At 41.4% G+C, this 22,109-nt stretch carries 25 protein-coding genes; 16 read left to right on the top strand and 9 right to left on the bottom strand.

The window, feature by feature from the left end; genetic code table 11:
* Positions 1-63: 63 nt before the first annotated feature.
* The 3 genes from mobC to mobA form a co-directional block, all read right to left on the bottom strand.
* Complete coding sequence (gene mobC / locus ACM44_RS05550) at positions 64-2,064, bottom strand: conjugal transfer protein MobC (RefSeq protein ID WP_048499043.1); 2,001 nt, start codon at positions 2,062-2,064, stop codon at positions 64-66.
* 101 nt (positions 2,065-2,165) lie between these two features.
* Positions 2,166-3,452: a conjugal transfer protein MobB gene (gene mobB / locus ACM44_RS05545; protein ID WP_048499042.1), complete on the bottom strand. Its 1,287-nt coding sequence runs from the start codon at positions 3,450-3,452 to the stop codon at positions 2,166-2,168.
* An 8-nt stretch (positions 3,453-3,460) separates the two neighbouring features.
* The gene (mobA, locus tag ACM44_RS05540; protein ID WP_048499041.1) at positions 3,461-3,892 is read right to left on the bottom strand and encodes a conjugal transfer protein MobA; all 432 of its coding nucleotides are present in this window, start codon (positions 3,890-3,892) and stop codon (positions 3,461-3,463) included.
* A 732-nt stretch (positions 3,893-4,624) separates the two neighbouring features.
* Between mobA and ACM44_RS05530 the strand changes: the two genes are divergently transcribed.
* From ACM44_RS05530 to ACM44_RS05520, 3 genes are read left to right on the top strand one after another with little or no spacing between them, the layout of a single operon-like run.
* Positions 4,625-5,392: a ParA family protein gene (locus tag ACM44_RS05530; protein WP_002978474.1), complete on the top strand. Its 768-nt coding sequence runs from the start codon at positions 4,625-4,627 to the stop codon at positions 5,390-5,392.
* 4 nt (positions 5,393-5,396) lie between these two features.
* Positions 5,397-5,837 (top strand): DUF3408 domain-containing protein, encoded by a 441-nt coding sequence (locus ACM44_RS05525; protein ID WP_002978475.1) that lies wholly within the window; start codon positions 5,397-5,399, stop codon positions 5,835-5,837.
* An 11-nt stretch (positions 5,838-5,848) separates the two neighbouring features.
* On the top strand, positions 5,849-6,484 hold the full coding sequence (locus ACM44_RS05520; protein ID WP_048499040.1) for a hypothetical protein: 636 nt from the start codon (positions 5,849-5,851) through the stop codon (positions 6,482-6,484).
* A 78-nt stretch (positions 6,485-6,562) separates the two neighbouring features.
* Here the strand turns inward: ACM44_RS05520 and ACM44_RS05515 are convergent, their stop codons facing one another.
* From ACM44_RS05515 to ACM44_RS05490, 6 genes are read right to left on the bottom strand one after another with little or no spacing between them, the layout of a single operon-like run.
* Positions 6,563-7,582, bottom strand: a complete 1,020-nt coding sequence (locus tag ACM44_RS05515; RefSeq protein WP_002978479.1) for a Kiwa anti-phage protein KwaB-like domain-containing protein — start codon at positions 7,580-7,582, stop codon at positions 6,563-6,565.
* Entirely contained in the window at positions 7,575-8,165 is a 591-nt protein-coding gene (locus ACM44_RS05510) for a hypothetical protein (RefSeq protein WP_002978481.1), read from the bottom strand. Before ACM44_RS05510 ends, ACM44_RS05515 begins: the two co-directional genes overlap by 8 nt.
* A 30-nt stretch (positions 8,166-8,195) precedes the next feature.
* Complete coding sequence (locus ACM44_RS05505; RefSeq protein WP_002978482.1) at positions 8,196-8,957, bottom strand: DNA methyltransferase; 762 nt, start codon at positions 8,955-8,957, stop codon at positions 8,196-8,198.
* 8 nt (positions 8,958-8,965) lie between these two features.
* Positions 8,966-10,414 carry a hypothetical protein gene (locus ACM44_RS05500; protein ID WP_002978484.1) on the bottom strand — a complete coding sequence of 483 codons (1,449 nt, stop codon included), beginning with the start codon at positions 10,412-10,414 and terminating at the stop codon, positions 8,966-8,968.
* 1 nt (position 10,415) lies between these two features.
* Complete coding sequence (gene dcm / locus ACM44_RS05495; RefSeq protein ID WP_002978486.1) at positions 10,416-11,471, bottom strand: DNA (cytosine-5-)-methyltransferase; 1,056 nt, start codon at positions 11,469-11,471, stop codon at positions 10,416-10,418.
* A gap of 2 nt (positions 11,472-11,473) precedes the next feature.
* The gene (locus ACM44_RS05490; protein ID WP_002978487.1) at positions 11,474-11,800 is read right to left on the bottom strand and encodes a helix-turn-helix domain-containing protein; all 327 of its coding nucleotides are present in this window, start codon (positions 11,798-11,800) and stop codon (positions 11,474-11,476) included.
* Positions 11,801-12,143: 343 nt separating this feature from the next.
* On the opposite strand from ACM44_RS05490, the gene ACM44_RS05485 reads away from it, so the two are divergent.
* The 13 genes from ACM44_RS05485 to ACM44_RS05425 all read left to right on the top strand — a co-directional run bounded on the left by ACM44_RS05485 (position 12,144) and on the right by ACM44_RS05425 (position 22,057).
* Complete coding sequence (locus ACM44_RS05485; protein WP_002978490.1) at positions 12,144-12,449, top strand: DUF4134 domain-containing protein; 306 nt, start codon at positions 12,144-12,146, stop codon at positions 12,447-12,449.
* 11 nt (positions 12,450-12,460) lie between these two features.
* Positions 12,461-12,790, top strand: a complete 330-nt coding sequence (locus ACM44_RS05480; RefSeq protein WP_048499039.1) for a DUF4133 domain-containing protein — start codon at positions 12,461-12,463, stop codon at positions 12,788-12,790.
* Positions 12,787-15,291: a TraG family conjugative transposon ATPase gene (locus tag ACM44_RS05475; RefSeq protein ID WP_048499038.1), complete on the top strand. Its 2,505-nt coding sequence runs from the start codon at positions 12,787-12,789 to the stop codon at positions 15,289-15,291. Before ACM44_RS05480 ends, ACM44_RS05475 begins: the two co-directional genes overlap by 4 nt.
* Positions 15,292-15,319: 28 nt before the next feature.
* Complete coding sequence (locus tag ACM44_RS05470) at positions 15,320-15,952, top strand: DUF4141 domain-containing protein (RefSeq protein ID WP_048499037.1); 633 nt, start codon at positions 15,320-15,322, stop codon at positions 15,950-15,952.
* Between the two features lie 3 nt (positions 15,953-15,955).
* Entirely contained in the window at positions 15,956-16,951 is a 996-nt protein-coding gene (traJ, locus tag ACM44_RS05465; protein WP_048499036.1) for a conjugative transposon protein TraJ, read from the top strand.
* Between the two features lie 19 nt (positions 16,952-16,970).
* Positions 16,971-17,594: a conjugative transposon protein TraK gene (gene traK, locus ACM44_RS05460; protein WP_024566594.1), complete on the top strand. Its 624-nt coding sequence runs from the start codon at positions 16,971-16,973 to the stop codon at positions 17,592-17,594.
* A gap of 12 nt (positions 17,595-17,606) precedes the next feature.
* On the top strand, positions 17,607-18,035 hold the full coding sequence (locus tag ACM44_RS05455) for a hypothetical protein (protein ID WP_048499035.1): 429 nt from the start codon (positions 17,607-17,609) through the stop codon (positions 18,033-18,035).
* An 18-nt stretch (positions 18,036-18,053) separates the two neighbouring features.
* Positions 18,054-18,338, top strand: coding sequence for a hypothetical protein (locus ACM44_RS05450; RefSeq protein WP_024566592.1), 285 nt, complete (start codon positions 18,054-18,056; stop codon positions 18,336-18,338).
* Entirely contained in the window at positions 18,325-19,665 is a 1,341-nt protein-coding gene (gene traM, locus ACM44_RS05445) for a conjugative transposon protein TraM (RefSeq protein ID WP_048499034.1), read from the top strand. The genes ACM44_RS05450 and traM overlap by 14 nt, the downstream gene beginning before the upstream one ends.
* 24 nt (positions 19,666-19,689) lie before the next feature.
* A complete protein-coding gene (traN, locus tag ACM44_RS05440) occupies positions 19,690-20,589 on the top strand; it encodes a conjugative transposon protein TraN (RefSeq protein WP_024566590.1) in 900 nt (299 codons plus the stop codon).
* A gap of 20 nt (positions 20,590-20,609) precedes the next feature.
* Positions 20,610-21,170, top strand: a complete 561-nt coding sequence (locus ACM44_RS05435) for a conjugal transfer protein TraO (RefSeq protein ID WP_048499033.1) — start codon at positions 20,610-20,612, stop codon at positions 21,168-21,170.
* 13 nt (positions 21,171-21,183) lie between these two features.
* Positions 21,184-21,633: a DUF3872 domain-containing protein gene (locus ACM44_RS05430; RefSeq protein WP_024566588.1), complete on the top strand. Its 450-nt coding sequence runs from the start codon at positions 21,184-21,186 to the stop codon at positions 21,631-21,633.
* 130 nt (positions 21,634-21,763) lie between these two features.
* Positions 21,764-22,057 (top strand): hypothetical protein, encoded by a 294-nt coding sequence (locus ACM44_RS05425; protein ID WP_024566587.1) that lies wholly within the window; start codon positions 21,764-21,766, stop codon positions 22,055-22,057.
* Positions 22,058-22,109 lie beyond the last annotated feature (52 nt).

Genomic DNA, 22,109 nt, shown 5'->3' with positions numbered 1-22,109 from the left:
GCTGTTACTTTTAATTCTTCTAACAATATATTAATAGAAAAATCACAAAAATATTTAGTATAATCATTCTTTCTGCACCAAATGCTGTAAGTTAGGGTCATTCTTGATACGCTCCATTTCACTAACAACAATATTCAGAATGTCTGATTTTATCTGCTTGTAATTGTTTTCTATTTCCTGCTTCATCTTATCCTCGCCCTGCTCATTTACAAAAGATAAGATTTGCGGTATTTGCTGATAGGCTTTGCTTTCTGCCGCTACCTTTTCATTGTCCACTACAATTTCGGCGTGAAATATCTTCTGCTCGATACGTTCATCAAAGTTATCTGATACAGAACCAACAAACAAACCTTGTGTAAGTGTTGAGATTTTGGAAGCCGGAATAAGGCTGTCTAACTGTGTCGAAATAGAGGTAGATTTATCATTGCGGTTAATCGTCATACTCTGGCGTTTCTGTAATACTTTACCGAAACGTTCCGAAAGGCTTTTTGCTGTTTCGCCAACCACCTGACCACTGAATATATTGCCAACGGTATTCTGAATTACCTTGCTTTCCTTATCGCCGTAATCCCTCGTCAACTGCGAAAAATCCTGAAAACCCAAACATACCGCAACCTTATTACTTCTCGCCGTTGCGATAAGATTGTCCAGTCCCCTGAAATAAATTGTGGGCAACTCATCTATGATAACGGAACTCTTTAGCTGTCCCTTTTTGTTTATCAGCTTTACAATCCTCGAATTGTATAAACCCAAAGCTGCGGAATAAATATTTTGACGGTCGGGATTGTTACCCACGCACAAAATTTTAGGTTCTTTCGGGTTGTTGATGTCAAGCGTAAAATCATCGCCCGTCATTACCCAGTAAAGTTGTGGGCTAATCATCCTTGATAGCGGAATTTTTGCCGATGCGATTTGTCCTTGTAACTGGTCTTGCGCTCCACCTTGCCACGCATCCATAAAGGGCGACAAATAATTTTCCAAATCCGGGTATGAAGTTAAAATCGTGAATACATCCGAATACTTTTTATTCAGTAATTCAATGGCGTGAGGGAACGTACAATACTTACCATCTTCGTAGATTTTCAGATACCAAATAATCGCAGCCAAAAGAATAATTGGGCTTTCCACGAAAAAATCCCCTTGCTTCTGTATCCACGACCTGTTAAGGTTTAGCATTATAGTATATGCCGCTTCGTAAGCATCAGAAATGTCCGTCATAAAATCGGGATTGAGTGGGTTGCAACGGTGGCTCTTGCGTGGGTCGTCGAAATTTATCACGTAAAATTTCGGCTGAACTTTGTATTTATCCCGATGCTTCAGTAAGTGATTATAGGCAATAGTAGAAAGGTCGTCAAACTTGAAATCGTAGATATACATACTAAAGCCTTTTTCAATCTGCTGCTTGATGTAGTTGTTTACGATGGCATAAGATTTACCGGAACCGGGAGTACCCAACACTATTGATGCCCTGAATGGATTTACAATGTTTATCCAACCGTTGTTCCATTTGCCTTTGTAGTAAAATTTGGTGGGCAGGTTAACGGAATACTCGTTTTCCATCAGTTTGGTTTCCTGCTGAAAGCTCTCATTCTCATTATTAAATACGTCGTCCATCAGGTTGGTACGAAGCAGGCGGCTCATCCATACGCCCGCCATCAGCAAGGCGATATAACCTAATGAGATAGTAAGCATATACAGGAATGTGCCTGTTGCCGGAGATAGCTTTAACAAAGGTGTGTTCAGGAAGAACAGCACAAAGCCAACGCCCAACGCCACGTAAATTTTAGTCCAGGTTATCTTTTCGTTCTTTACGCCCTTTGTCCCTAAACAGCTTAAAGCCAGTAAGACCAAAGCGAATACTTTGGTGTAAAGAGTGTGTGAAAACAAACCCGCCGTTCGGTCGAAATTGCCTAATATCTTGTTGATTACTTCCAACGTCCAACCACGTTCTAAAAAGAAACCGTAGCAGAACCAATAAAGGTGCATCAGCACCAAAAGAATACTGACTGCCCGCATAAAAGCCATTATCTTGGCAAGCCCTCTTAAATCGTCTTCTCCCTGCATTATCTAAAGTTTTAATGTTCGGGCGTGAATTTAAAGGCTCTATGGAGTGGCTCTAAGAATGTGGCAGCCAGTGGCGTTCTGTGGCAGTGTTTGGCTGAATATTACTTCTGACCTCTTTGGCGTTTTCTTTTCTTCTTCATTTTATTGGCAAAGTCCTGTTCTTCGTAATCTTCGCCCTGGGCTTCGGGAAGCAAGCCGCCCAGTGCTTCAATCAAACCGTCTTCGTGTTTTTCAGTATGTAAGAAGTCGAACAAATGATGTGGTTCTTCCGCAGGAAGATCCGCATCATTTGATGTGGATAATTTGGGTTGTAAAACGGCAGGTTCTTTAATATCGGGTTTGATGTTATTGTTCCAATAATCATTAAAGGTGTTGGCAGAAAGTTCTGTTGCCAAACGTGAACCGTTCCAAACCGCTTTGGAATTATGGTCAATAAATGTGATGCCATAAATACGCCCTGTATCATTCCGGCGCACGACTACGTTAATGCCCTGTTCCGCTAACTGCTTTTTAAATGCCTGTTCATCGCTTGTGGTTTTCAGGGCAATGGTAACGGCAGATTTTAGGGTCTGTTTGGTCGGGTTGTCTTTCAAAGCAGTTTTGCATTTCGCAAAATGCAGTTCCAAAGCCGGAAGCCCTGCGCTCTTCCCGAACAGCGAAGCCTTGAACGGATGCCCGGCTCTTTCGCCTTGCTCGTTTAAAGGAATATACAATAAACCCTGCCGTAGCTGCCCCTGCAATTCGCCCTCGATTTTCTCGGTGGTAATATTGAACAGGGAAAGCAGGGCATTGTATTCGCCCAATGTTTGGTATTGGTAGTAGTTCGGGAGGTGGCGAACGACCGAAGCAATTTGACTTTTCACATCTCCGGCTTTGTATTTTACCGGACGGAAAACCTTATCAGTTTGATTGCGCTCCTTATCCGTTGCGGGTATCAGCCCGTGTTTTCTTTCCAGTTCACGGCATACATTCATAGACCGCATTTTCTCGAATTTATCCGAAATCTTTTTGCCCTGCTCGTCCACGCAAACCGATACAATGTGTATATGGCTGCGGTCAATATCGGTATGTTTGAATACCACAAAAGGCTGTTCTCCGTAACCCATTTCCCGCATATACTGTTCTGCCATTTCCCTAAACTTATCATCGCTTACTTTATCATTCGGGTCGGGATTGAGCGAAATATGCAGCGTATGTTTCTCGGTATTTCGGTTGGCTATCAGGTAAGGCGCAAAAGATTGTGCTAATTGTGCAACGGAATAATGACCGCTTGCGGTTTCAATCATCTTGTTGGCAAACAAAATCTGCCCGTTTTCATTCTCCACTTTAAGCTGATTGTACGCCAATGCACCGTATAAATTTGCGCTTCTTCCAATTTTTGCTATCATTTCTACCGCTATTTTTTCAGGTGTTTGGCTTCAAATTCCTCACTTATTTGGATGATTTTCTGACACAGCATTGCCATTTCAGCCGTCTGTTTTTCCAGTTTGTACAGGAACGCTGCGGCTTTTTTCTCGGTGAAATTCTTGTACAACAGCTTTACAATTTGGTTATAGTTTACACCTATGGAACGGAACTGGCTATGAAAAGAGGTCAGCCGCATATAAAAATCAACCGTTCCCTTGTCAATCTGAATGGTCTTTATGGTCTTGTCAAAGATGCAGGACGTTATAAAATGTGCTTTTACCTGCATACCTGATTTATCAAAAAGGGCAAGAAAGCGGACGTGTTCCTGCTCGTTAAAAGAAATCGTATAGCGGATGGTCGCCGGGTCTTCTTTGGGGCGGCGTCCGGTCTTTTTCAATTGCTTTTTGTTGTTATCGTTCATCACTAATCCATTTTAAAATCCATACAAAACCCTGACTTCGGAAGGTGTTTTCTGCCCCCTGCAAAGGGCAAGTTGTTTTGAGCATCGGAAATCATTCCGAGATGCTCAAAACACAACTTGCCGTGTTCCGGTGAACACAAAAATCCGCCCTGCGGGACGGATTGAATGTAACAGGGAAAAACGGCTCGATGCCGTTCCCGTTACCTCCTGATATGTCAAAAGACTTTTGCATAAATCCGTTAATAAAAATCACAATACAAAGTAAAGCCCTGTTTACGATAGCGTTGCACTGTGCCACAGTGCCAAATGCTGCCTCTGAACGCCAAACACTGCCACCGCTATACAACTGAATGAATTTGATGAGTTCTTTGCCCCTGAATGTTGGCAGGCAGGCAGACAGCCCGTGCTTCAGGACAAGCAGACGGCACACATTCAAGATGGCAGGTTATCCTGCCTGCAAGATTGCAGGAATGCAAGAAAGCAAGAGCGCAGGAATGACGGAAAGCGTGACGGATGGAATGACGAACGGAACGAATGCAAGAACGCAATCTCCCCTGATAAGATGCCTGAATGAAAGCAGGGCTGCTATACAGCAAGGAAGCAGGCAATCAGCAATTCCCGCAGGCAAGCCTGATAGCTATCCTGCAAGAAAGACAGCACGAAATCAGGACTGCACGGGTGCAAGCCTGCAAGACTGAAAACAGCAAGATGTAAACTTTAAATTTTAAAAATATGGACACAAAAAAGAAACCTCTGTTCGTTGCCTTTTCTTCTCAAAAAGGCGGTGTTGGCAAAAGCACATTTACCACGCTTGTTGCAAGCACGATGCACTATCGGTTGGGCTACAACGTAGCCGTATTTGATGCGGATTTTCCGCAGCACAGCCTGATGAAAATGAAAACCCGTGATTTGGCAATGGTAATGGAAAATGAGGCTTTGAAAAAACTGGCTTATAAGCAGTTTACCACCATCAACAAAAAAGCCTATCCCATTATGCAGCACAAAGCGGATAGCGTACTCGATGCGGCGCACGAATTTGTAAACACTTCTCCCGTTCCGCTTGATGTGCTGTTCTTCGACCTGCCCGGAACTGTAAACACGCCCGGCATCCTGAAAGCATTGGCAGGTATGCACCACATTTTCACGCCCATCACGGCAGACCGTGTGGTAATGGAAAGTACGCTCATCTTCACACAGCTTTTACAGGACGTGATTATGAAAAAAGGCGAGACATCTATAGAAACCATTAATCTTTTCTGGAACCAGGTGGACGGCAGGGAAAGCACACCCTTATATGACGTGTACAATCAGCTAATCGGGCAATTGGGATTAAGCCTGATGCAAAGCCAAATCAAGAACAGCACCCGTTTTCGCAAGGAAAGCGAAGCGGACAGCAAAACGGTTTTCCGTTCTACGGTAATGCCACCCGATGAGCGTTTGATGAAAGCCTGCCAGTTAGACCTGTTCATCAGCGAATTTTTAAACATCATTCAATTGTAGTGCTATGGAGAAAGACAATAAAAGAAAAGTAACGCCGGACATTAACGAGGAAATGATGATGAACCTGATGGTAGACGGCGTTAAAAAGGACGGTTTACAGCTACCTGCCGAAGAGCAGGAAAAGGAAGCGGAACAAGATGTGGTAAAGCAGGTTGAGTTACCACAAAGTAAGCCTGTACAACGGGAAAGGAACCGCATCAAAAAAAGCCTTGACGGAAGCTACGGCGAACACTTTTTGAAAACCCATTCGATGACAAAGCGGGGCGATAAAAGCATATATATACGGCAGGAATACCACGAACGGCTATCCCGTATTGTACAGGTTATTGGTAAAGATGCCATACCCCTGTATGCTTATCTCGATAACATACTGGAGCATCATTTTGAGATGTTTGAAAAAGCCATTACCGATGATTTCAACGAAAAGTTTAAACCCATTTTTTAAAGCATCTGATTATGGAAATAGTAATTGTGATTTGCCTGCTGATAGTCATTGTCCTGCTTTTGCAGGATAAGATTGTCATTCATAAAAGGTCGGAGCAAAAGTCCAAACAGGAAAAAGTTAACCCGAACCTGCCCGATATTATGGGGCAACCCAAGCCAGTAAGAAGCCTTTCCCTGCCAAACACTGCCAATGAAAGCCAAATAACGGAACAGGAGATAAACCCTGATAATTTAGACATTGAATACGACGAAAACGAAAACGTCAGCATTCAAATTCCGCAGGAAGAACTGGACGAAGTTTTCAGCAATATGCCTGATTTGGAGGAAGAGGAAGAAGAATGGAACAGGTACGGAATATCCGGTGGCGATAACGGTTTTGCCCAAGGGGTTACCTACGACGAACTAAGCTCCGTAGGGGCATTGCTCCAAAAAGAGAATTTGGAACAGGCTCAAAAGGAAACAGCGGTAGCCATAGTTCAGAAATTACAGGGAACCGAATTATTCAGCTTACTGGAAAATTCCATTGAGGGTGCTTCCCGAAAAATTGCCGAGCTTTTGGATAGCACACTTTCATCTGAAAGCGACGACGGTTCTTCCACCTTGCGGAAAAGTGATTTGGGTGATTTTGACATTGGGGAGTTTGTATAGACTTCCCTTTTTTTTAGGAGTATAACTGCGTATTAGTGTGACATTATCTTATTATGCCTCTTGTGAGAAATGACAACATTATTCCGTCACTTGTAACTTACCTGCGTATGTTCCGTAGGGCTTACCTGAATAATCTCCAGTTTTGAAATAGTCACATAATAGTTTGACCACATTATCTATATCTTCTTCCGTTTCAAATTGGATTTTACCATCTTTTAAGTTTATCGGTGCTTTTTTCTTTTTACCCAATGTTTCCAACTTTTTTATGTTTTTAGAAGTTAAAGAATTTAGATTTCCTAATTTTTCCAACTTCATCAACTTTTTATGAATAGAAGCTTTTGTTTCTATTTTATCAGTTAGAAGCTTAATATCTCCAAAACACTGATGTTTAGATATTGATGTTGCTACGTCTTCCGCTCTCTTCTTATATTCTTCTTGTAATCCGACAAGTTGCTCAAAGTAAAATTTCTTCAATACGTAAAAAGTTTCTTCATAAAAGATACAATCTATTTGTTTGTCTAAATAAACAGTATCGCTTTTTAGCAATGAAAGTGTATTGGTATTGGTGTCAAAAAAAGTCCTTATCTGACTGCCTAAGCTTTTCTTTTCTCCGTCTTTTTCCTTTTCCACTCCTACTTTTCCGGGGGATATTTTTCTAAATGTATAAAAAGATTTATTACTGTCAATTTCAAACTCGACACAATATGCCCAAAGAGTTTCATCTTGGAGTATATCGTTTAAATCTGTGATTTTCGGTGGGCTTTGGTTTAATTGGTTATAAACAACGTCTGAAAAAGAGCCAACTTTATTCTGCATTTGATAAGTAAACAGATGTTCTGTTTCGTCAGCTATGACATCATAATCGAAAAAGTTTAAATCTTCATTATCCTGAATTTTTTTGAACTGTTTCAATGAAAGTTCATAAAGATAGTTTCTTACTTCATCCGTAATCTCTATCTGATAAACTTTAAAGTCAAACTTTTCCAAAACACGTGCGTTAGCTTTCATTCCTTCTTTGAGAATACGAGTGACAAAATACATCTTTAAGTTTTCCGCACTTGCCTGACCAATTATATCGACCAAAATGGATTTATCCATAATAAATATTTTTCGTAATTAAGTTTATTTTTATTTCTTGCCCGCTTTCCAAATCTTCATCTTTTGTTATCAAAAGAGCTTTTTTTGTTTGGCTCTTCTTGTTGTAATCAATTTGGTAAAGGGTATGAGTAATACTCAATATTGGATTTATTACAATCATATTTGATTTTGTATAAATGAAAAATATGATTATCAAGACAATGAAAATCGACGTAATGTCAAATAAGTTATTTGTGTCTTGGAAGATGAAGGGAACAATGTAAGTTGAGATGTAACTGATGCTTTCACTATTCTTGTTTTCTACTTCAACGACTTTTACAAGCTCTCCATTTGATTTTTTTATATCTAAATTTATCAATAAAAATTTCAGCCCTATATAACCGAATATTGCAGTAAGAAAAAGAAAAACGCTTAACCCAAATTTTGCTAAAGCCAGAAATACACTTTCTTGACTAAAACCTCCAAAATTCAAATAATCAATATTTTGCTTGACTTGTCGCAAAATCAATAATCCAAACAACGGAATATATGATGTAATGAACAACACAAAAATTGCGATATTATTTAGTTTTACTTTTTTCATTACATTATTTTGGAGATGGCTATATGGGAACTATCTCACACCTGCATAGTACTTTGCTCGTTCTTCTTTAAATAATCTCAATTGTTCTACCTGTTCTTGATATTGTTTATATAATCCGTTTTTCGATTTTGTTTGCTCGGGAAATGTCAGAGAAAAAGCATCTAAATCATTCGTATGGATTGCACTTTCGGGAATGACTTCCTTTATCTTATCTAATGCTTTTAAATAGTAGGTTTCGCTAATTTCGCAAGCTGTCAAACTCAATCCTGCATTATAACACGCAATTGCAATTGTTCCACTTCCCAAATGAGTATCTAAGATTTTATCTCCTTGATTAGCATACATTTTCAAAAGCCATTCGTAAAGCTCTACTGGTTTTTGTGTTGGGTGGATTTTATTTCTATTTTTTCTTACACTAAATCTGAAAATTTTTGAAGGCTTGTCTAATGATGACCAAGCCATTTCTGCCATTGAAAAATTATTCAATGTTTCGGGTTGGTTTTTATCCCAAATAATAAACCCTTTGTTGTATTCGCTTTTTAGCCAAAGTTGTCCGAAATAGTTTCCTCCCCAAATAATCTGATTTTTTGAAACCCGAAGTAACTCATTAAAGTAATCATCATTGGGTTTTACATCCCATTGACTGTACTCATCCATATTAAATTTGTAGTCGCCACCTCTTTTTGTTTTGTTTAAAATCCCATAAGGTGGGTCGACTATGGCAAGGTCAAAATAGTTGTCTGGATATCTTGCCATTAATTCCATATTATTTTCTCTCGTAATTGTAATCATCGTAAGTTTTAATTTTTTGCTGCAAACCTTGAAATAGTCAGGTCCGAAATGTTTTTACTGATGTCTTTTCCAAGATTATTGACGATGATATTATCAAAATCTTCGTAGTCAATTTCTCTCACGTCATTATCAATACAGTTGTATAAATATTCCGAAAAAGTGTTTGCCCGAATAATTACAATCGGACTTGTGCGAATATCTTGAAGTACCGCTGGAACATATCTTGGCGTAACTACAATTGTGTAAGCTCCCCCAATTTTTTCTCGGTGCCCTTCTAATCTTCCAGCATTTACACCCGAAAGTTTGTTTTTGGTCGACTTGGCATCAACGGCGAATTTTTTCTTTTTAGGAATATACAGGCATTCCAAATCAGTGTTTCCTGCTCCGCCTACTTTTTCGGCTTCTATATTGTAGAACATATTGAAACCATCTGTCAAAGCATCTTCAAAAAGATATGCTTCCGCTCCTTCGTTATTGTTTGCGTATTGTTCTATAATTTTCGGAAGATTAAGCAATTCAAATTTTATATCATCAGCTACTTCGCCAATTTCAACTAAAAGTGTCTTAGGGTAAAAACTGTAAATTTCCTTAATAACATCAATTTTCAAACGTTCAGGGTCGTTAAGCAACAGAGGCTTTGCTAAAAAAGAATATTCATTTTCTAATTGCTGAACTAACTGTTTTAAATTTTCAGGAATTGCAACCTCGTTTCTTGTTATTTTCCTAAAAGTATTGGTTGTTCCGTGTTGTAGTTTGGTTATAACAATTCCCTCTCGTTTGTTCAATACACCTGCACTTTCAAACAGACTTGAAACGTAATAATCCCATTCATAAGCAGAGTTCACATAAGCGTGTCTGTCTTCTTGAAATTTTTGAGCAATTTCTTCATCTGAAAACTTTCTTAATGCTAATAATTCATTTATTAAGACATCATATGTTTTTTGAGTAGCTTCTTTGAGAAACACAACAACGTACGCAACCTCAAAAGCATAAAGTTTGTTAGATAGTTTTGGTTCTGAAAGCAATTTATAAATCAAACGAAATGGATAAAGCTGAAATTCGCTATCCGTTCCGCTATGTGGATGGGGATATTGTACAGCCCAAAGCATTGTAAGAAATATTTTGGCTATTTTCTCTTTATCCCCAACGTTTTTCAAAAATAAGTTTCCAAGCGGACTAAATAAAAAACGGTCTTGCCCATCAACCTTGGCTTGGTAGCCAAACATATAATATGAAAGCTGATTGATTTTATGGTTTATCGCATCAAGCGGTAATTCAGGATTTCTTTCGCTATACAAACCTAACTCACGTAACTTTGAATTTAATTGCGCTTTCTCATCTTTTGAAATTCCTGTCTTGGTGTATGACTTCAAAAATTCAGCAACAACACAAAGTTTTTCAAAATCTCTTGTATGTCTGTATAAAATCCATTTCTTACTATCAATTCGTAAAGTCATATTATTGATTTATTTGAGCAACAATATTTTTAATTAACAAAGGCGGAATACATTCTCCAATACATTTTCTAATAAGTAATTCAGGTGTATTATCCGGGATATTCCAATTTTGTGGAAGAGAGGACAACAACATTAACTCCAAAGGTGTTAAAACTCTTGCATCAGAATAAGTTCCGTTTTTTAATTTTCTTCCTGGATGCACATTCAATTGTGAACTGATTGCATCATTTCGCATTGTAATGGTGGGAGCGGGTTCATCCCATTTAATTCGTCGGTATGTGGTATTGTAACTTTTTATTTTTTCTCCATTAGATTTTATAGGAAAGTATTCTTCATTTTCAAAAGCAGTTTTTCCTGTTGGGGTATGCTTCATCCACAGTACGTGATTATCCGAATGTTTTCGGGCAAAATGCCATTTTATTTTTGACTGTTCTCCTGCCTCAATACTTGGTAAAAAACCAATCTTTTCTTCGACTGTTATTTGCTTTTCAGACTTTATAGGTTGTCCCCATTTTTTGTCTTTTCGGTACAATTTTATGATTGCTCTTGTCCGTCTTTGAGCAACACCATATTCAGAAGCATCATACACATTAGCTTCAATTTTGTATTCTTTGCCGAATAATAGATTTAAAATCTCTATTACTTTTAAATGTTGATTTTGGTATGGCAAAACCATCTTAAAAAATGTTGGTACATTTTCTATCAGTACAAAATCGGGAGATTTTAATTTAATGAAATCAATTATTTTAAAAACAAGATAATTCCTTTCATCTTTAAGCATTTGCTCAATATTCCGATTTTTTCCTGCAACACTCATTCCTTGACAAGGTGGTGAAGCAATTAGAAAGTCTAATTTTTCAGGGGTACTTTCTACGAGTGTTTTAAAAATCTTATCGTCTAAAATGCTACCTGCAATCATTTTAGAATTTGGATACAATGCCTGATATAGGTCAGCTCTTTCCTGAACCAATTCGTTAGCAGCGATAATATTAATTCCTACTTCTTCAAAGTAAGTTTCTGCTATGCCTGCACTTGAAAATAATGATGCTCCTACCATAATTAAAACTTGAGTGTACTTTGATGTTGGTTTTTAATTCTCATATATTTTGCTTTCTCCTCAGCAGCTAAAAATAGCTTTTGAGTTTCCTCCTCCGGATAAATTAATTCTGCAATTCTTTCGCTTAGATACTCGTGTTCTAATTTTTTTAAGTCAAGACTGAAAAATGCTGAAAGTTTCGGTATTATTTCAGCAGGTACATTTCTTTTACCGTTTTCAATTTTTGATAAGGTAGATTGGTCTATGTCTAATGCAGCCGCAAGTTTAGTTAATGTTAAACCATTATCTAATCTTAGCTTGTGAATATATTCGCCAAATGTTTCTTTCATAATCTTGAAATTTATTTCTTGACACTTTTGGCAAATCTACTAATTTGGTTTCGTTTGCGAAAGCTTTCAGCTATAAACTTTGGATTTTGGCTCGTTTTGAGTGACAGATAACCGCTTCTATAGAATAAAAGTGCAAAATCCATAATAGTTATTATTGAAACGTAACCTCAAACCGTAAAAAGTTTGGCTTTTTTTTATGCTCAAATGCTTGTTGCAAAGCCACTCACAGCCAAACACTTCCTTTGACTGCCACTTTCTCATAACGCCTCTTTTTCCACAAGACATTTGTCCCGAAAGCTCGCAAGGTGCGGGATAAACAGTAACAAATTAATGTGTTTCAATTATGGAAAAACAGAGAAAAAAAGTTTGGCTGGCAGCCTTGGCAATGCTGTCAGCAATTGGTGCGTTCGCACAGGGAAACGGCTCGGCAGGTATCAACGAGGCTACCCAAATGGTAACCTCTTATTTCGACCCCGCTACCCAATTAATTTACGCCATCGGTGCGGTAGTTGGGTTAATCGGGGGCGTTAAGGTGTACAACAAATTCAGTTCGGGCGACCCCGACACGAGCAAGACTGCGGCAAGCTGGTTTGGTGCGTGTATCTTCTTAATTGTTGCGGCTACCATCCTGCGCTCATTCTTCCTTTAATCCTTTGCCTTATGAATTACAATATCAATAAAGGCATCGGAAGAACGGTGGAATTTAAAGGGTTGAAAGCACAATACCTGTTCATTTTCGCAGGCGGACTACTCGGTACGCTTATCCTCGTGATGATAATGTATATGGCTGGCGTAAACTCTTACGTCTGCCTGTTCCTGGGCGCAGGCGGGGCTTCGCTCATTGTGTGGCAGACCTTTTCACTGAACAGGAAGTACGGCGAACACGGGCTGATGAAAATTGCAGCCAATAAACGGCATCCCCGCTACATCATCTGCCGCAAGCCTGTACACCGCTATTTAAAATTCACGCCTAAACAGAATGCCGTATGAGAAATGTAGCAAAGACCACCACACTGGAAAACAAATTTCCATTGTTGGCAGTAGAGAACAACTGCATCTTATCCAAAGATGCGGATATTACCGCCTGTTTTGAAGTGCGGTTGCCGGAACTGTTTACGGTAGCTTCTGCGGAATACGAAGCCATACACTCCGCCTGGCACAAAGCGATTAAAACCTTGCCTGATTTTACGGTCATTCACAAACAGGACTGGTACATTAAGGAAAGTTATGCACCTGATTTGGCAATCGAAGACCAGAGCTTTTTATCGAAGTCTTATCAACGCCATTTCAATGAGCGACCTTTCCTGAACCACTATTGTTACCTATTCCTCACGAAGACCACTAAGGAAAGAATGCGGATGCAAAGCAATTTCAGTTCGCTTTGCAAAGGTATGCTGATACCAAAGGAAATCAGAAACAAGGAAATGATACACCGCTTTATGGAGGCGGTTGCCCAGTTTGAGCGTATCGTGAACGATAGCGGTTTTGTAACCCTGAAACGACTGACGGAAGATGAAATCATCGGCACGGAAGATACACAGGGATTACTGGAACAGTATCTCACGCTTTCGAGGGAAGCCGGAACACCGATGCAGGACATCGCACTCGGAACAGAAGAAGTGCGCATCGGCAACAAAAGGTTAAGCCTGCACACGCTTTCCGATACGGACGACCTGCCAGGAACGGTATCGGCAGATACCCGTTTTGAAAAGCTATCTACCGACCGGAGCGACTGCCGCCTGTCATTCGCCGCACCTGTGGGATTGTTACTTAGCTGCAACCACATCTACAACCAGTATTTGTTTATCGACAACAGCGAAGACAACCTGCAAAAGTTTGAGAAGTCCGCACGGAATATGCACTCACTGGCAAGGTACAGCCGTGCCAACCAAATCAACAAAGAGTGGATAGAAAAGTATTTGAACGAAGCCCACAGCTTCGGGCTGTCTTCTATCCGTGCGCACTTCAATATTATGGCGTGGTCGGAAGACCCTGCGGAACTGAAGCAGCTAAAGAACGATTGCGGTAGTGCATTGGCACTGATGGAGTGTAAGCCACGCCACAACACAACGGACGTGGCTACCTTGTATTGGGCAGGGATGCCGGGCAATGCGGGCGACTTTCCGAGTGAGGAAAGTTTTTACACGTTCATTGAGCCTGCGCTGTGCTTCTTCACGGAAGAAACCAACTACCACAATTCGCCCTCGCCGTTTGGTATCAAGATGGCTGACAGGCTTACAGGAAAACCTATCCATTTGGATATTTCCGACCTGCCTATGAAACGGGGTATCATCACGAACCGGAACAAGTTTATACTTGGTCCATCGGGTTCGGGTAAATCGTTCTTCACAAACCATATGGTACGGCAGTATTACGAACAGGGCGCACACGTACTGTTGGTAGATACGGGTAACTCTTATCAGGGCTTATGCGAACTCATCAAAGGAAAGACCAAAGGCGAAGACGGTGTTTACTTCACTTATACCGAAGATAACCCGATTGCCTTTAACCCTTTCTATACCGATGATGGCGTGTTCGACATTGAGAAGCGGGAAAGTATCAAGACTTTGATACTGACCTTATGGAAACGTGATGATGAACCGCCAACCCGTTCGGAAGAAGTTGCTCTTTCCAATGCTGTGTCGGGCTATATCGAGCGTATCAAGACGGAAGATGTGTACCCGTCATTCAACGGTTTCTATGAGTATGTAAAAGGCGACTACCGCAAGGTTCTGGAAGAAAAGCAGGTCAGGGAAAAAGACTTTGACATTGCCAATTTCCTGAACGTACTCGAACCCTATTACAAAGGTGGCGAATACGATTACCTGCTGAACTCCAACAAGCAGTTAGACCTGCTTTCCAAACGCTTTATCGTGTTTGAGATTGATGCCATTAAAGACCACAAAATCCTCTTTCCCATTGTGACCATCATCATTATGGAGGTGTTTATCAACAAAATGCGCCGACTGAAAGGTATTCGCAAACTTATCCTCATAGAAGAGGCTTGGAAAGCCATTGCGAAGGAAGGAATGGCAGAATACATCAAGTATTTGTTTAAGACCGTCCGCAAATTTTTCGGAGAAGCGATTGTCGTAACGCAAGAGGTCGATGATATTATCCAGTCGCCCATTGTCAAGGAAAGTATCATCAATAACTCCGACTGTAAAATCCTGCTTGACCAACGCAAGTATATGAACAAGTTTGATGATATACAGGCGATGTTGGGGCTTACGGACAAAGAGAAAGGGCAGGTACTTTCCATCAATATGAACAACGATGCAAGCCGACTTTACAAAGAGGTTTGGATTGGCTTAGGTGGTACGCACTCGGCAGTCTATGCCACCGAAGTTAGTTTGGAGGAATACCTCGCCTACACGACAGAAGAAACCGAAAAAATGGAAGTAATGCAGCTTGCTTCCGAACTGGATGGTAATGTAGAACTCGCCATTAAGCATATCGCAATGCAAAGGCGGGACAATTCAAATCAATAGTCATTAACAATTTAAAAATTCAGAAACAATGAAAAAAGTATTGTATCTGGTGTGTACGGCACTGATGCTCGCCGTAGCACCGTCAGCAAAAGCCCAGTGGGTTGTAACCGACCCGGCTAATTTGGCTTCGGGCATTATCAACTCTGCAAACGAAATCGTGCAGACTTCTTCCACCGTAAGCAACGTGATAAAGAACTTCAACGAAGTGAAAAAAGTTTACGACCAGGGCAAGGAATATTACGACAAGCTGAAAGCTATCAACAACCTTGTGAAAGATGCCCGTAAAGTGCAACAAACGGTATTGTTGGTAGGCGATGTTTCCGAAATGTACGTGAACAACTTCGGCAAGATGATGAACGACCCAAATTTCACACCGCAGGAACTGACCGCTATCGGCAACGGTTATTCGGCACTGCTCAATGAAAGTACCGAACTGCTGAAAGAACTGAAGCAGATTATAACCTCATCAAGCCTTTCGCTCAATGACAAAGAGCGTATGGATGTGATTGACCGTGTGTACAAAGAGGTAAAGGATTACCACAGCCTTGTACGCTACTACACCAACAAGAACATTTCTGTAAGCTACCTAAGAGCGAAAAAGAAAAACGATGCCCAAAGAGTGCTTGAACTCTACGGAACTGCTAACCAAAAATACTGGTAAACTATGGAATGGGATAATCTTCACGAACTCCTGCGGTCGCTTTATGATGATATGATGCCGCTTGCAGGCGATATGGCGGCAATCGCTAAAGGTTTGGCGGGATTGGGAGCATTGTTCTATGTGGCATTAAAGGTTTGGCAGGCTTTAAGCCGTGCCGAACCTATTGATATGTTCCCTTTGCTGCGCCCGTTCGCTTTGGGGCTTTGCATAATGTTCTTTCCGACCATCGTTTTGGGAACCATCAATGCGGTATTAAGCCCGGTGGTAGTAGGAACCCACCAAATACTCGAAGACCAGGTGCTTGACCTGAACAAGCTGCAACAGCAGAAAGACCAGTTGGAATACGAGGCAATGGTAAGGAACCCCGAAACCGCCTATATGGTATCAGACGAAGAGTTTGACAAAAAACTGGACGAACTGGGATGGTCGCCCTCCGACATTGGTACAATGGCGGGTATGTATATGGACAGGCAAGCCTACAAGATAGAGAAAGCCATAAAGGATTGGTTTCGCAATCTATTGGAAATACTCTTTCAGGCGGCGGCTTTGGTCATTGATACCATACGAACGTTTTTCCTGATAGTCCTCTCCATACTCGGACCAATAGCCTTTGCTATTTCCGTATGGGACGGATTTCAGTCTACGCTCACGCAATGGCTCACGAGGTACGTCAGCGTTTACCTGTGGCTTCCCGTTTCGGATTTGTTCAGCTCAATGTTGGCAAGAATACAATCCCTCATTTTAGAACGGGATATAGCAATGCTTGCCGACCCCACCTATATACCTGATACGAGCAATACCGTGTACATCATTTTTATGATTATCGGCATCATCGGGTACTTTACTATCCCGACAGTAACAGGTTGGTTAATCCAAGCCGGAGGCGCAGGAAACTTTACCCGCAATGTAAACTCCACAGCAATGAAAGCCGGAAACATCGCCGGAGCAGGCGCAGGCTCAACAGTTGGAAACATCGGCGGTAAACTGATGAATAAATAATCATTAATCATTCTAAAAAATGGAATTTAAAACGCTAAGAAATATCGAAAACAGCTTTAGGCAGATAAGATTATATGCCATTGTGTTTGCGGTTCTCTGCATTAGCGTGGTAGGTTACGCCGTATGGCGTTCCTACCGCTTTGCAGAAGAACAACGCCAAAAAATCTATGTACTGGATAACGGCAAATCCCTGATGCTTGCCTTGTCGCAGGATGCGAGCATCAACCGCCCGGTTGAAGCAAGGGAACACGTCAGGAGATTTCACGAACTGTTCTTTACGCTTGCACCCGACAAGAACGCTATTGAAAGCAATATGAAACGTGCGTTCAACCTTGCCGATAAAAGTGCTTTTGATTACTACAAAGACTTGTCGGAAAAGGGTTATTACAGCCGTATCATTTCGGGGAACGTACAGCAACGCATAGAGGTGGATAGTGTCGTGTGCAACTTCGACAACTACCCGTATGCAGTGCGTACCTATGCCAAACAGTTCATTATCCGGTCAAGCAACGTAACCAGGCGCAACTTGATTACTTCCTGCTATCTCGTCAACTCCGTTCGTTCCGACAACAATCCGCAGGGCTTCAATATTGAAAAATTTGCAGTCGTGGAAAATAAGGATATAGAGGTTATCGAACGCTAAAAAAACAATCTTATGGAAGCATTATCAGATTTAAGCACGTTCGCAAAAATCCTTACCGATAAAGGATATAATGGGTATTTCCATACGCAGGGTTCGTATGCCGGAAAGCTGAAAGACAGTATCAGCGAACACCTCGAAAGCTGCCAAAAAGGGGCAGATACTTTGCCTAAGCAGGACTTACTGCTGACAGGCTACCTGCAATGGTCTGGCGATGACAAGCCCCGTGTAGAATGCAGTATGTGGGTAAAGTACCTGAATGGCAAATTCTCATTGAGCCGTATGGAGGTAGCGAAGAAAGACGGCTTTGGGCAATTACTCAAAAAATCGGAACTGGCAAACCTGTCCGTAATGTCCGCACCCAAATTAACGGAAGCGGTCGCACTGGTTAACGATGCGCCGAAGCAACAGGCGGGTAAAAGTCCTAAGCGTTTCAAGCTGTAACACAGAAATAGTAAGGCTATGAAAAAATTAAGAGCAAATATGGACAGGTACTTTGACAAGCTGGACGAACGTTGGCGGGCGTTGCCCTTGCGCAAACAGCACCAATATACGCTGTACTTCTTTGTGGGTTATCTGCTGCTTACCGTAGCGGTCATTGGCAAAGTGATGTACGATACCTCAAAGTCCGGTAACGGTATGGTCATAGAGCATATCGAAAACCCTGTCCTTAAAAGTAAAAACCCTGCAAGGTTGCAGGATAGTGTATCAACAATTTTAAAAAATCAGATTTATGAAAGAAAATGAAAAAAGGGTCAGCTTTCTCGTTGAGGGAGAAGACCAAAACGGAGCATCAAATCTGCCGGATAATAAAAAGAGCAATAAGGATAAGCTCAAAAAGCCAATCATTTTCCTTTTGATGGGCGTGGTATTTCTCGGCTGTATGTACCTCATATTTAAACCGTCTAAAGATAAAAAGGCAGTTGAAAATATCGGGCTGAATGATGCTGTACCGCAGGCTACCGGAGCAGGGATGCCCGATGATAAAAGCAAGGCGTATGAGCAGGAAATGCTCGAACGCAAAGAGCAGGAAAAGCGCAATGCACTGACCACGCTTTCTGATTATTGGAATACTGAAGATACTGCATCTGCTGACAATGAAGAAAGTTTACCTGAAGAAGATGAAGAAAGCAACGGCTTTGGGGGTGGTGGCAGAAAATCGGGACGAAACGGAAATTCTGTATTGAACAGTTACCGTAATGCACAAAGCACGTTGGGTTCATTTTATCAGGACAACAATTCGGAAACAATGGAATTGCGTAAGCAAGTGGACGAACTAAAAGCAAAGTTGTCGGAAAAAGATGTGCCACCTGTGGCCACCGTTGACGACCAACTCAAATTAATGGAGAAATCCTATGAAATGGCAGCAAAGTATCTTCCGCAAAATGCCAATACCGGAAATGCTGCTCCTGCCAATGGTGCAACTACTGGGACTGCGGGTGCTAAACAAAAAGAGCAATTTGTATCGTTCACACCAACAAGAAAGAACATTGTATCAGCCTTGTACCGTGAACCGTCGGACAGTGCCTTTGCAGCCGATTGGAGCCAAACAAAAAACCGTGGGTTTTATACCGCAGGTTCAATTGAACAGGCGGTACAGCCTAAAAACAGCATCAAAGCCTGTGTACACGAAGCCCAAACGGTAGTTGGCGAAACAGGTGTGCGTTTACGCCTGTTAGAGCCTGCTAAAACTCCGCAGCGTACCATCCCCAAAGGAACGATTGTAACGGCTAATGCAAAATTTCAGAATGGCAGGTTGCAATTAAAAGTTACCTCCGTAGAACTGGAGGGCAACATCATCCCGGTAGATATTACCATTTACGATTTGGACGGGCAACAAGGTTTGTACGTTCCGTATTCGCCGGAAATGAATGCCCTTACTGAAATGGCGGGCAATATGAGCCAGACCGGAGGAACAAGCGTAATGCTCACGCAGAATGCCGGACAGCAGGTGGCGGCTGACCTTAGCCGTGGCGTGGTACAGGGTATTTCGGGCTATTTCGCCAAGAAAGTAAGAACGCCAAAGGTTACGCTGAAAGCAGGCTATCAGGTCTTCCTTGTATCTAAAAAATAATGTTGAACTCAAATAAATAAAACAATGAAAAATCATTTAAAAACCTTTTGGGCTATTGCTCTGATACTCGGCTTTGCCGTAACAACTTATGCACAGGATAGTGCAACTGCAAAAACACCGCTTGCATTGGGCAAGATAGAACCGTACCGTATGGAAGTTACCTACGATAAAACGTCGCACCTAATTTTCCCGACCGCCATTCGTTACGTGGATTTGGGCAGCGAATACCTGATTGCGGGGAAAGCCGAAGATGCCGAAAACGTTTTGCGTGTAAAAGCATCAGTAAGGGACTTTGAGCCTGAAACGAATTTCTCCGTTATCACGAATGACGGGCGTTTTTACAGCTTCAACGTGTATTACAGCTCCTACCCGGAGGCATTGAGCTACGACCTGCTCACAATGCAAAAAGCGGTGGATAAAGCCAACGGTAACGACGTGCTTTTCGAGGAACTGGGCAACAATTCGCCCTCACTGGCAGGCTTGTTACTGGAAACCATTTACAAGAAAGACAAGCGCATTGTAAAGCATATCGGGGCTAAAAGTTTCGGCATTCAGTTTATCCTGAAAGGGATTTACATACACAACGGCAAATACTATTTCCATACGGAATTGAGAAACCGTACCAATGTGCCTTTCGAGATTGATTTTATCAATTTCAAAGTGGTGGATAAGAAAGTAGCCAAACGCACCGTAGTCCAGGAACGCCCTTTAACTCCGTTGAGAACTTACAAGCCATTGGACGGCATTGCCGGAAAATCGACCGAACAAAACGTGTTCCTGTTAGACCAGTTTACCATTGCCGATGACAAGGTGTTGCTGATTGAGATTTTCGAGAAGAACGGCGGCAGGCATCAAACATTGCAGGTCGAAAATTCCGATTTAATCAAAGCCCGTTTGATTGACGATATGCACCTGAAATTTTAATAACCCTTTAAAGCAAGAATATGAAAAAGTATATCTATACCGTGCTGCTTGTCCTGATAGGCATCACGGCTGCACAGGCACAAAGGATGCTGCCGAAGCAGAAGGGATTGGAAATAAGTGCAGGTGTATTGTCCGATGATAAGATTGGCAATGATTACTACATCAGCGCAGCAATGACGGTAAACGGCAAGAACGGTAACTATCAGCTTTGGGCGTTGGAATATACCCACCAGTACCACGAGTATAAAGACCTCCACATACCGCAGGAAACCTATTCCGCAGAGGGCGGTTACAGCTTCTTTTTGTTGGGCGATGCCCGTAAGAACATCACGCTGAATTTCGCTATAACGGGTGTGGTCGGTTACGAAAGCATCAACCGGGGCGAAGCGATGTTGTACGACGGTGCGAAGATATTAAGCGAAGATAATTTTATCTATGGAGCTGGCGGACGGCTCACATTTGAAACGTACCTGTCCGACCGATTTGTGTTAGTCCTGCAAGGGCGCACAAAGGTTTTATGGGGGACAGACTTAGAACAATTCCGACCGTCGGCAGGTGTGGGATTAAGGTTTAACTTTTAAAACGTAAAAAACAATGATAGCAATATTCAATAAATTCAGAATAGGATTACTGCCGATATACGTATTGCTGGCAATCCTCACAGCTTCGGTTTCTTTGGTATCTTGTAGCAAAGATGATGAACTTGAAATACAGAACGATTTTCCTTTCGAGGTAAACGTGATGCCAGTACCCAAAGATGTTGCCAACGGACAGACCGTAGAAATACGTATTACCATACAGCGTACAGGCAATTACAGCAACACGCAATATTTTCTCCGTTACTTCCAGTTTGATGGACAGGGAACATTGCAATACTACAATGAACCGCCGTATCAGCCCAATGACCTGTATCAATTACCAACGGAGCAGTTCAGGTTGTATTACACTTCAACATCTGCCGTATCACAGTCCTTTGATGTTTGGATTTCGGACAGTTTCGGGAATGAAAAGCAGATAACTTTTCAATTTAACAGTAGCGATTAAAAGTAGTATGTCGTTTCATAAAAACGGCTTATCTGATTGGTAAGCCGTTTTCGCATTATGTACACGTCGTTTACAGGGTGAAACAAATATTTTTCGTAAATTCAAACAGTGGAAATAAAGTGTTTTTGTTATGGTCGCATCATTGGTTATAGGTATCATATTTTTGGTTGCAGGCTTGGGACTTCGTTACTGGATTAACCGGAGAAAGTTTTACAGGCGCAGCCCTATGGGAGCAGAGGGTTTCTCATCTTATGAAAGTTCGGTTTTCATTAAATTGATTGAAAGGGTTGGTAAATGGATAGCTTACGCACTGATTATTTTCGGGCTGTTATCGCTGTGGGTTTACTCCCGTGAGAAAAAGGAAAAACAACAACAAGAGGAAGTAAAAAATGAACAGCCAAGCCCAATAACAAAGCATAATTAAATTTGTGATTTAACTATTTTTGCAGGTTAATAAATGTACTATCTGTAATATG

This window comes from Chryseobacterium koreense CCUG 49689 (assembly GCF_001045435.1).
Classification (GTDB): Bacteria; Bacteroidota; Bacteroidia; order Flavobacteriales; family Weeksellaceae; genus Kaistella; species Kaistella koreensis.
This window is presented reverse-complemented; position numbering and strand designations above follow the sequence as displayed.